Annotated in this window: 6 protein-coding genes; 1 reads left to right on the forward strand and 5 read right to left on the reverse strand. The window is 33.0% G+C overall.

The features are described 5' to 3' along the window. Positions 1-433 precede the first annotated feature (433 nt). The 4 genes from pulA to DM800_RS22625 all read right to left on the reverse strand — a co-directional run bounded on the left by pulA (position 434) and on the right by DM800_RS22625 (position 9095). Positions 434-2998, reverse strand: a complete 2565-nt coding sequence (pulA, locus tag DM800_RS22610; protein ID WP_147787624.1) for a type I pullulanase — start codon at positions 2996-2998, stop codon at positions 434-436. Positions 2999-3483: 485 nt separating this feature from the next. After that, the gene (locus tag DM800_RS22615; protein WP_147787625.1) at positions 3484-5187 is read right to left on the reverse strand and encodes a M4 family metallopeptidase; all 1704 of its coding nucleotides are present in this window, start codon (positions 5185-5187) and stop codon (positions 3484-3486) included. A gap of 893 nt (positions 5188-6080) precedes the next feature. Continuing rightward, positions 6081-8027, reverse strand: a complete 1947-nt coding sequence (locus DM800_RS22620; RefSeq protein WP_147787626.1) for a bifunctional metallophosphatase/5'-nucleotidase — start codon at positions 8025-8027, stop codon at positions 6081-6083. Between the two features lie 552 nt (positions 8028-8579). Continuing rightward, complete coding sequence (locus tag DM800_RS22625; RefSeq protein ID WP_087983908.1) at positions 8580-9095, reverse strand: DinB family protein; 516 nt, start codon at positions 9093-9095, stop codon at positions 8580-8582. 505 nt (positions 9096-9600) lie between these two features. Here DM800_RS22625 and secY point away from each other — a divergent pair. After that, on the forward strand, positions 9601-10905 hold the full coding sequence (gene secY / locus DM800_RS22630; RefSeq protein WP_087983907.1) for a preprotein translocase subunit SecY: 1305 nt from the start codon (positions 9601-9603) through the stop codon (positions 10903-10905). A 46-nt stretch (positions 10906-10951) separates the two neighbouring features. Here the strand turns inward: secY and DM800_RS22635 are convergent, their stop codons facing one another. Next, positions 10952-11869, reverse strand: coding sequence for a DMT family transporter (locus DM800_RS22635; RefSeq protein ID WP_147787627.1), 918 nt, complete (start codon positions 11867-11869; stop codon positions 10952-10954). Positions 11870-11936: the final 67 nt, after the last annotated feature.

Here is an 11936-nt window from a genome sequence, read left to right on the forward strand (position 1 = left end):
GTACTATTACATACAAGTGAGTTACTAACATATCGTATTTAAAAAAGAGAAAAGACACCATTTAAGGTGTCTTTTCTCTTTTTTATGCCATATACTTTTTAAGCCTTTTTTATCTTTAAACAATTTGTAGAAATTAATACAACTCGAACATCTAGCCCGTTATATGTTCGAATATGTAATAAAAATTATATAAATTAAGAATGTATTTTAGATGATTTTATTGATAAACATCAAGGTATCTTCGCCTCCTCCTATCATAATAGCAATGTTTCCTTGCCTATCTCTTTTATTAATTTATAATATAATTACAGTATGTGAAATTATATTACATGAACTTTAAAAGCGAAGTGAAAATAACCGTCACTTCGCTTTTTGCATTTATAATCCGTATTTAAATTACTCAATTCTATATATACTTCCACATTATTTGCTTTTATTTAATTGGTTTCTCCGTTTTTAAGACTAGTGAACTTAATGCAGGAACTTTAATTTTATTATCATGGACAACGTAAAGTGTTTTACTACCTGCCTGTTTTCCGTCTACTAGTACTTTCCACGGACCTTTCGATGGAAGTGTTATGTCAACGGCTTCCCTATTTGCATTGTGAGTCACCATAAAGTATTCATTTTTATTCCCATTTCCCTTTATTGAATAAGCCACAACATTTTTAGGAGTATCCATAAAAGCTATATGTTTTTTTATTTGTTCTGCAGATGTCATTCGAAAAGCTGAGTACTTTTTGCGTAAATCTATTAAGCCCTTCATATATTCTACCTCATTATTAAATGCTGCACGGCGCAACCAGTCCATTTGGTTAATTGAATCAGGAGATTTGTAACTGTTATGATCACCATATTTCGTACGCATAAACTCTTGTCCTGCATGTAAGAATGGGATACCTTGTGATGTTAATAAAATCGAAGAAGACAATTTGTGCATTTGTTTTCGCACTTCTTCACTATCACTCGAATTAGTCAACTCAAGTTTGTCCCATAATGTATGATTATCATGTGCTTCCACATAAGTTAGCACCTGCTCCGGATCTTTATACGTAGACGAATTTATATCGTAGTCAATGCCTGCCGTAATCCCTTTTTTAATACGGTCTTCCATGTTTTCCTTTCCATTTACAAATCCATTTTCCTTTTCCTCAAATACACTACCTTTTAATCCATCACGTATATTATCGTTAAAATGAGCAATCCCTTTCATTTTTACTGCATTTTTTTGATTTGCTTTCAATTCAGCAGCAAGAGGTGTATTTAAATCCCAACCTTCCCCATGAAGTATAATAGAAGGGTCAATTTGATTAACAGCTTTACGTATTTCATTCATCGTTTCATAATCATGAATACCCATTAAATCAAAACGGAATCCGTCTAAATTATATTCTTTTGCCCAATATGTGACGGAGTCAACCATAAATTTCCTCATCATTTTCCGTTCTGAAGCTGTATCATTTCCTACTCCAGTTCCATTTGCAAATGTTCCGTCTTCATTGTAACGATAATAATAACCTGGAACTAACTTATGAAAATTAGATTCAGCAGCGTTATACATATGGTTATATACTACATCCATTACTACACGAAGATTATTATCATGCAGTGTTTGAATCATTTGCTTTAATTCGGTTATTCGAACAGTTGGTTCATATGGATTTGTAGAATAGGATCCTTCTGGAACGTTGAAGTTTTTCGGGTCATATCCCCAGTTATATTGTGGTTCGTTTAAATTCTCTTCATTTACTGAAGCATAATCAAATATCGGTAAAAGCTGTACGTGCGTAACACCAAGATCTTTCATATGATCAAGTCCTGTTTTCACATCTTTAGGCCCTCTTGTTCCTTTTTCTGTTACCCCTAAATATTTTCCTTTCAGTTTAATACCGCTTTCGGGCTGAATAGAAAGATCACGTACATGCAATTCATAAATAATTGCATCTTCCGGATTTTTAAATTTTGGCTTTTTGTTTGTTTTCCATTTTTCAGGAGTTGTTTCTTCTAAATCGACAACTGCACCTTTATCTCCATTTACAGAAGCAGCACGCACATACGGATCAACTGCTTCTGTCCACCTATCACCAATTTTCACCTTATACGTATAAAAGAGACCTTTTTGATTCCCTGTAAGTTCTGCTTTCCAAGTGCCTTTTTCACTTTGTTGCATGTTTATTTCAGTACCTATTTTATCGTTCCATTTTTTATATGTAACTAACTTCGCTTCACTCGCAGTAGGAGCCCATACACGGAACTTTGTATGTTGTGGTGTATATATATTACCTAAATCGTTACCACCATAATAAAATGAATGATCAAACTCCGCACTACGAATGACTTTACCGATTTCGGTATACGTATCAGCTACGTTTTCGATTTTAACTTTGTATGATTGTTTTAAATCAATTTTCTGCTCCGTAATTATTTTAAACTTATTCGTAACATTCCCACTGTTTCTATCATAAGGACTAATATCCTTAATTCTAATGCCTTCAATTTCAATTTTCCGTTCCTTAATATGAAACGGCACATTAGTCGTTACAGTAATTTCATTGAAACTATCAATAGTTGCTTTTTGAATTGATAGATCCGAAGAAGGCTTAGAAGTATATACTTTATCATCACCAGAAAGAATCCATACTTCAGCACGACCGTCCTTTATATTTTCAATCCAACGATCGCCACCATCTTTTTCCCAATCATTTGTACGAATGATAAATCCTACACGATCATAGTCACCATCTAAATTAATTTTAGCGTACTTTCCAAATTCATCTTCACCAGTAAATTCATATGATTTACCATTCGCATTTTCTCCCCATAACCAAAGGTTCCAATCCTTTGTATTTCCAGACTGTTCTTTGTAATGAATGATAACTTCAGTTGTTTTCGAATTTGAAACTGCTTTTACACTTTGAAAAGAGAAAACAGATGATAACATAACGATTATAGTAAGTAATAAAACTGATTTGTTAATTAATCTTTTTATCATTTGCACCACATACACCCTTTCTTTAAATAGTACGTACAATTTATTATGCTCGTACTAAATTACACTACTTAAATTAATCTAGAACTCTCTTTTACTTCACCCCCATATTGGCTATTTTCACATATGTATTTCAATGATCTTTTAATACGAAAACGTTTGCATTAATGTTTAAAAAAATAGATTTATTTATGTCTGCATATATTTGTAAATACTAAAAGATCAAGGAAATCATTTTAAAGCAATCGTTTGTTATCGCTTTCATTCTATAGCACTTTCTATTAAGAGGTCAATATATTATTAATTTTCTGTTTTTATATACTTTAAACCTTATATATGTGTCGTAACTTCATAAAGATATACAACTTAATTATTGCTTAGTAAGTGTATTTTCAATCATACATTGCTGTATAAAAAAACAGCTACCATCTTTAAAATGACAGTAGCTGTTTTTCATAACGTAATAATATATGAATGGAAACTATATTTCTAACTTACTTAATTTTTGCTGCATCAAATGCCTTTTGAACTGCTTGAACTTCAGCAGTATTTGCTCCATATTTATTCGTTGCCACTCGAATACATGCTGATCTCAATTCTTTGAAATTAGAAGTCATATTTAACTCATCTGTATTTGCATAATAGAAGATATCAAACATTTTATCTTCACCAATTCCTTTAACAGTTACTCCGTTATGAGTTCCACCTTTTGCAATGAGATACGCAACTTTATTAATAATGCTTGAATTAAAATGAACGCCACCTTGATCCCATCCGTTAAAATCGTTAAATTCACTGTAATCATCTGGATAAGGTACTCCAAGTGAAGATGGAACAGAAGCCGGGTTTTCCATATCACGGAAAACAGATCCAGTTTGTTCTCCCATCGTCCAGTTAAAGCTTCCATTATTTACGTATTTCTCAATAGATGTTCCCATAATATCAGATAGTGCCTCATTAATCGCACCAGATTCACCGTAATATTCAAGATTAGATTCGCTAGAAGTAACAGCATGTGTAAATTCATGGCCAGCTACGTCATATGCCTTGACGATAGGATCTCCATATACAAGCATACTTCCATTATTCGCACTTAATGCATTCTGCCAATTTTTCGGATCATTCGTATCTCCAGAATCCCAAGCGTGTACAACTGAAACTACCTTTTGTCCCTTATTATCAAAGCTATTACGCTTGTATTTATCTTTATAAAAATCAAATACTTTTGTTGCTAAGTAATGAGCACTTACTGCTTTTGGATCGTTAAATGTTGTCGAAGTACTAGTTGCTAATGTACCAGGATAATAGCTTTCTTCTTTAGTAATGTCTCTATAATTCACATCATATGTTTCGATTCCTTGCCCTCTTGTATAATCAGCAAGAGCATATTTGCCATTACTTTGTTGAGAGATTCCAAATGTACGTGATATACCTAAATCATCTTTTCCTGTTCCAGTTAATGATGTAAGATTGCTTTTTTTACTTTTCTTTAATGCTCCAACTAGTTTTTCACTTGCTTTTAAGTTAGATTCTTGTACCATATTTTTTAACATATCACCATTTTGTGCATTTACTAAATAAGTTCCGGAAACATATTTTGGTGTTGCAGCTTCAAATGTAACTTGGTATGCATTGCTAGCTTGTCCATTATTTTCATCAACAAAAATAACTTCTTTAACTTCAGGCTCAGAAATAAAATTGATATCGTTCCCGTACTTCGTATAAATATATTGTTTTGCTTCATCTTTTGATAGATTAATAGTTTTTTTCAATTCTTCTTGTTTTAAATTTTGCGCACTATCGCCTGAAATACTTTTAATAACACCGTTATTATCTACGTGTGCAGTTAATTGATGGCCGTATACTTCTTTTCCTTCGTATGTTTGCTGTATACGTACAAGTGTAGTCCCATCATATGAACCACGTTTTTGAAGAACTTTATAATCTACTCCTGTTTCTCCATTGACTTGCTTTGGAGAAAGAGCTTGTTCTGTTTTCTCCTTAAGAGCATCTTTTACTACATTCTCTGGTGTCTTTTGTGACGGTTGTGTAAGTTCACCCGAACGGAACGATTCTTCCTGAATTTGAACTTGAAGTTGATCTGTTTCCTCTGCATAACCTACTCCGTATGGTGCAACAGCTGTTAAAGCTAAACCTGTTGTTAATGCTACCTTAGTTAATGTCTTTTTGTTTTTCATTTTGTTCACCTCGTATAATTTTTGAAATAGAAAGCTTGTACAAAGTATACTTCCTGTTTCTGTCGAAAAAAAGGGAAAATACACAATTTATGTAACATTATGCAAAATTACATATATGTGGTCGATGATATAAATAAAGAACGACACATATATGTATATTAATTTCAATAAAAAAGAGCTCTTTTAGGCGCTCATCCAATTGGTTAGTTGTTAATTATCTATATTCATTCTAATCAAAGTGCCCTTACATCTAAATAACACCATAAAAACCCACTCTTTACTATTTTAAGAGTAGGTTTAATGCTATTAAAATAAAAATTGTTATAGGACATCTTATAATTTATATTACTTATTTAAACTTATATTTCGGACATGAAGTTGATTTAGGATAAAGATGGATCAAATGAATACTAACGACCTTGATAAACAAGAAAAAGAAAGTGCGTGTTTTGTTTTATGATGTATATAGTATATAAATGCTGTAGTGAAGCAGCGCATCTACAATTTAGATTTTTTAATATAATGTTGTTATGTATGTCTATAGCTGCAAAGATGGATTGTAACGTTATGAGATAGCTGAAGTCTCATATGAGTTTCAGGCTTTTTTATTTTGTCAAAAATATCTTTAATTTGTCTCCCATTTAAATATAGTAAAGGACACATCTATTGCATGTTATTAGCTCAAGGTATGTTCTTTTAAAGCATATTATAAATATGCATAGTAAGAAATAAAACCATAATTATTCAAATAAAAAATCCCCCGGATTTGTTTAATGATCCAGGGGACTTTTTATTGTTGATTCTTTATATTTCCATACCGATCACAGACTTTTTTAGGATAATGGTATGTCCAAGTTTAATAGTTCTTTGCACGAGAGCTATCTATTTTATATTTATTTAATTATCCTACTAAGTTTTTTGTAAAATTCACCTTTTCTTTTTACATGATTAAACTGATTTGGATTAATATTAACTTTTTGTGAGAGTGCTACAATCTCTTCTTTTGTAATTGAATCTTTAGTATTTATAGATGCTATATTTGTATATTTTCCATCTTCTGTTTTTGGAATTTCTAAAATCCCTTTATTCACAAGATCCACTACAGCCTTGTGCTCTGAAGAATGTGTATTCACCCCAGTAATTTTCCAATTATGCATAACTTTTGGTGTGTATATACCATTCTTTACCTCTTTTAAATATGTAATAGCAAGGTTACGAATGGTGCCACCAGTTTCCCCAAATGCATTCTCTTGTTTAGATGACCATATTTGTTCAAACTTACGCCCCTCTAAAGCTCCACCTTTCGCCTGAAGAGCCTCCATTCTATAAGCATTCATTCCCAGCGTCATAACATCTTTCGTTTTGATTGGTTTATTTGTACGAATAGAGCGTAAATTTGTAATTCTACTTCCATAGGGTTTTGTTAAGTCAATTTCGTATTTTACGCCTCCAAAGAAATCGTTCGTACTGTATTTAGAAGCACGACGGGTTTTATCAAAGCTAACTGTTACATCTCCGGCACGAGATGAATTAAAGTACCCTGCCGCCCATTCCATATAGTCTTTTAAGTCTTTCCCAGTTACCTTATATACTGTAATTTCTCCCAAAGCATATTGATAGTTATACGCAATATCTTTCTTCTTAATAGGACCTACATCCAAACGGGCATTATCGTTATCAATTTGATGGGCGACTACATCTGCTTTGCTGTAGTAGAGCATGACTTCATGAAAGAAATCTGATAAAGGTGTCTCTTGAATCTGCACACTTGGAATACCCTTTATTTCATTTTCAGGAACAAGGTTTCTACCCTTTAATTGAGCGACAACAACATTTGCATCTCCTCTCGCATACTCGTGAAAAGGTGTCAATGTGTCTTCAAGTGTAGGATCAGATAATATTGTTGTTCCATCAATATTTTTTACAGGTATAGCTGTAGCAGTTTTATTTTTTAGAACCAGCTTTCCATCTTGCTTTGTAAAAGTAAGGTCAATACGTGAGATATGTGTTCCATATTTATCTGGTTCTGTAATAATAACGCCATTTACAACTTCTTTTTTAACAAGTTTATGCATATGAGCTGCAAAAATAGCACTTAGTTCCGGACAAGCATTCGCAATATCTTGAACACCAGTACCAGGGATTCCATTCTCATTTTCTAGTCCCATATGCATAACGCCTACCATTACATCTACTTTACCTTCTAATTCTTTAATTGCCTTTTTTGTCTCTTCTACTGGATTTTTCACAACTAAACCATCCAAATGATCTGTCCCTTTTTCAAAATCACTAATCATTGGTGTATTCATACCAATAATCCCGACTTTAATTCCACCTTTTTCAACAATCGTATATGCAGGCAGAAAACGCTCTCCATTTTCCTTATAAATATTTCCTGCTAGTGTCTTGCCCTTATATTGCTCACTAACTTTTTTCAATGTATCTAATCCAAAGTTAAATTCATGATTTCCAAATGCCCAGGCGTCATATTCCATTGCATTCATCGCTACCATCATTGGCGATTGTGGCTGATCATTGAATAACTCTACTGAATTTCCTTGAATTGTATCCCCAGCATCTACTAATATGGTATTGGGATTTTCTTGACGCACCTTCTTTATAACCGTATAAAGCTGCGTTAAACTTCCACTCGTATTTGCACCATCAAGCGCATAATCCCAAGGCATAAATCTACCATGAATATCGGCAGTACCTAACAGTGTAATATTAACATCAGATTCCTCAGCTTTTGAGATAGATGGTTTGACTGTTACTGCTGTTCCAAGAAGTATAAAAATAACAAAATAACATAAATAGTTCTTCCATTTCATTTTTTGCATAATAACAATATTTCTCCCCTTTTTGTACTTTCATAAAGTTGCTTGAACTTTAAAAATGTAACTTATTATTCGGAAAACTTCAACTGCAAAAGAAAATTTTGGAGGTGGTTCTGCTGTGAAAATATAGAGAATAAAATGCATATACCCCCTAGCAGAATAGTATTTACTTCTTACTCCAACGTGTGAAGAGCGCTAAACCAACGGTAGATGTATATGTACTGTCAAAATTATGGACATATAACTCATTTCCGGAAATCATTATAACTTAAAGATATAGTGTGTAATGCTGATTACATTTTCGGATTTCATTGCTAATTTATTTCCTTCTAAATGAAAATGCTGAGATCACTTCCAAAAATAATAACCCCGTTCTTCATTTAAGACGGGGTTCCACTTATACAACAATTCGGATTCAGTTTTTTTCGAATATTCGTTTCCTATTCAAGAGTAAGATCTGCTAGTTTCGTATTTTCTTCTGCTTATCAGGACTTATATTTTATCACTCGAACCCTTGATGCTTTCCTAAATCGCTCAATAAATAGATAATAATTTTTACTTTTCAACTTCACAAAGCAATTTTACCTCTTTGATTTGTTCTATATGACGTTGTTCATGCAAATAGATTAATTCTATCCACTGATCAAGAAGTAATTCTCCAAGAGCTGGATGCATCACTGATTTTTTTGCCAATTTAGATTCATCTTCTATTGTACTCAGAAAACGCATCAATGCTTTTCTAGAGTCGTTTAACAAATCAACCATTTGCAGCACTTCAAATGGTTCTATACTTGGTTCAATCATTTCTGGTGCTATAAATTTTATTGATCTATCTAATACAATAGTATGAATTTCTTTACGCTCATTTTGGAAACTATCCATCTTTTTTAATCCTGACAAAATAACCGTTATAACTCTCTCATCTAATAAAACTAAGTGATGACAAACTTGTGCTATACTCCATTTATCCTTATCTGGTTTTCTATTAAATTGAGTATCACTTAACAAAGTAATTTCCTCAAATAATTGATTTCTCGTTTCATAAAATTTGTCCTTTACAAATGTATTCATGTGAATTCTCCTTTCATTAGAACCTATATACTTAGATTCCTGCGTTAGAAATATTCTCTATAGAAGAAAGATTTTCCTTCACTACTGTTTCTCTAATTCACGACTAAATATATGAGTTTTCTCAACATCCTTGAAGATTTCCTTGAGGTTATCATGTGCTGCAGCTACACCATAATACTTTCCACCGAATCCTTTCAATACAACTACATAAAACGTTCCTAATTATCAATCTAGCATTAAATAAATGTAAAAAATGCCCCTATTCATTCATTTTTCATGCGTATGTATGTACATTTGTTAATTTATTCGATATATTATGTGTATTGAATGATTACGAAAAGCTTATTGGTCGCTAAAAAACACCTTATATTTTTATATCCGAGAAAACTACAAAGTGTATAAAATTCCATTTGTCAAATGAATTTAATGCGGAAGGAGGTTTGTGGTTACTTCATCGGGATATAACCATCAGTTTTGAACTGATAAAAATATAGGAGGCGACATAATGTTTCGTACGATTTCAAATTTCATGAGAGTAGCTGAGATAAGAAACAAAATTCTTTTTACACTAGCGATGCTAATTGTTTTTCGAATTGGCACGTTTATTCCAGTTCCTCATACTAACGCAGAGGTATTAAAAGTACAAGATCAAGCTAACGTTTTAGGTATGCTAAACGTATTTGGCGGAGGAGCACTGCAACACTTCTCAATCTTTGCTGTAGGTATTACACCATATATTACAGCTTCCATCATAGTACAATTACTACAAATGGACGTTATACCTAAATTTTCGGAATGGGCAAAGCAAGGAGAAATGGGCCGAAAGAAATCAGCTCAATTCACTCGATACTTTACAATCATTCTCGCATTCATACAAGCCATTGGGATGTCTTATGGTTTTAATAATATAGCAGGTGGACAATTAATTACAGATCAAAGCTGGACTACATACTTATTTATTGCGACAGTTTTAACTGCAGGTACTGCATTTTTACTTTGGTTAGGTGAACAAATTACCGCTAATGGCGTTGGTAACGGTATTTCGATGATTATCTTCGCAGGACTTGTTGCGGCGATTCCAAATGTTGCGAATCAAATTTATTTGCAACAATTTCAAAATGCAGGCGATCAATTATTCATGCACATTATAAAGATGATCTTAATTGGTCTCGTAATTTTAGCGATAGTTGTTGGTGTTATTTACATTCAACAAGCTGTGCGTAAAATACCGATTCAATATGCAAAAGCTGTTTCAGGAAACAATCAATATCAAGGAGCAAAAAACACTCATTTACCTCTTAAAGTAAATAGTGCTGGTGTAATTCCAGTTATCTTTGCTTCCGCATTTTTAATGACGCCGCGTACAATTGCGCAGCTCTTCCCAGATTCAAGCGTATCACAATGGTTAGTTGCAAATCTTGATTTCGCACATCCACTTGGAATGACGCTTTATGTCGGTCTGATCGTTGCTTTCACATACTTCTACGCATTTATTCAAGTAAACCCTGAACAAATGGCTGAGAATTTGAAAAAGCAAAATGGCTATGTGCCTGGTATTCGTCCTGGTAAATCAACAGAACAATATGTAACGAAAATTTTATATCGTTTAACATTTATCGGTGCAATTTTCTTAGGTGCCATTTCAATTTTACCGCTCGTATTCACAAAAATTGCTACATTACCACCTTCTGCACAAATTGGTGGTACAAGCTTACTTATCATCGTCGGTGTAGCACTTGAAACAATGAAGACGTTAGAAAGTCAGCTTGTGAAACGTCATTATAAAGGGTTTATAAAAAAAGTAAATTAAGTAAAAAACACAGTTGGTTATTTTTCCAACTGTGTTTTTGATTCTACTACATTTCCTTCTCAAATAATTTCCCTTGTTTGAAATAACTCCGGAGTGTGGATCGATTAGCTAAAAATACACCAACCAAAATAAAACAAGCACCTATTCCCATTGTAGGGTTTAAAGGTTCTCCTAATATGATATATCCTACAATAATAGCAATTAACGGTGATACATATAACCACGTTGACGGGAATACAGGATTTGTTTTTGATAAGAGCCAATAATATAATCCGTGCCCACCAATTGAGCCGATAAAGATAAGATATAAAATAGGCCACTGTACACTCCATGAAGCTAATACAGATACATTCGGTTGTTCTACTATGACGGATGCGATTAGTAATAATACCCCTCCGTAAAACATTTGAATACCATTAATGAGAAATGGTGATACACTTTGTAAATCCGAAAGTATTTCTTTTGAGCGAATAGAGCCTATTCCGTAAAATAACTCTCCTATTATTAAAACAAAACAAGCGATACTCCATATGAGACTTACTTCTTGGTGCGTTCCTGGTAAAGAAACAAAAACAACACCTATTAGTGCGATAATTAAAGCAAAAAGTTGCTCTTTTTGTAATTTTCCCTTATTTCTCTTTGCCTGTAATAATAAAATCATCATCGGCCCCGTAGCAGAAAGTACAGCAGCTAACCCTGAAGAAATATATTGTTCCGCCCAGTACAATGTAGCAAATGTCATAAACGTTAAGCAAAAACCAGCATATATAATACGTTTTGAAAATACATTTGGCATAATTTCCTTTCGCTTTAACTTAAATATAATCATCAGAATGACGCCTGCTAAAAAGAAACGAATTCCTGCTGAAAATAATGGGGGCGCTCCTGCTTCAATTCCGATTTTTATCGTTAAAAATGTTGTTCCGAAAATAATACATACTAAAATATAATTGAAAATGACCATTTTTCTTCCTCCTTTTTACTCTTAACATGAGTATAGAAGGTATGGTGTATAACAGTGTATCTATGTA

The sequence above is a fragment of the Bacillus sp. AY18-3 genome (assembly GCF_008042305.1).
In the GTDB taxonomy this organism is placed as follows: Bacteria; Bacillota; Bacilli; order Bacillales; family Bacillaceae_G; genus Bacillus_A; species Bacillus_A wiedmannii.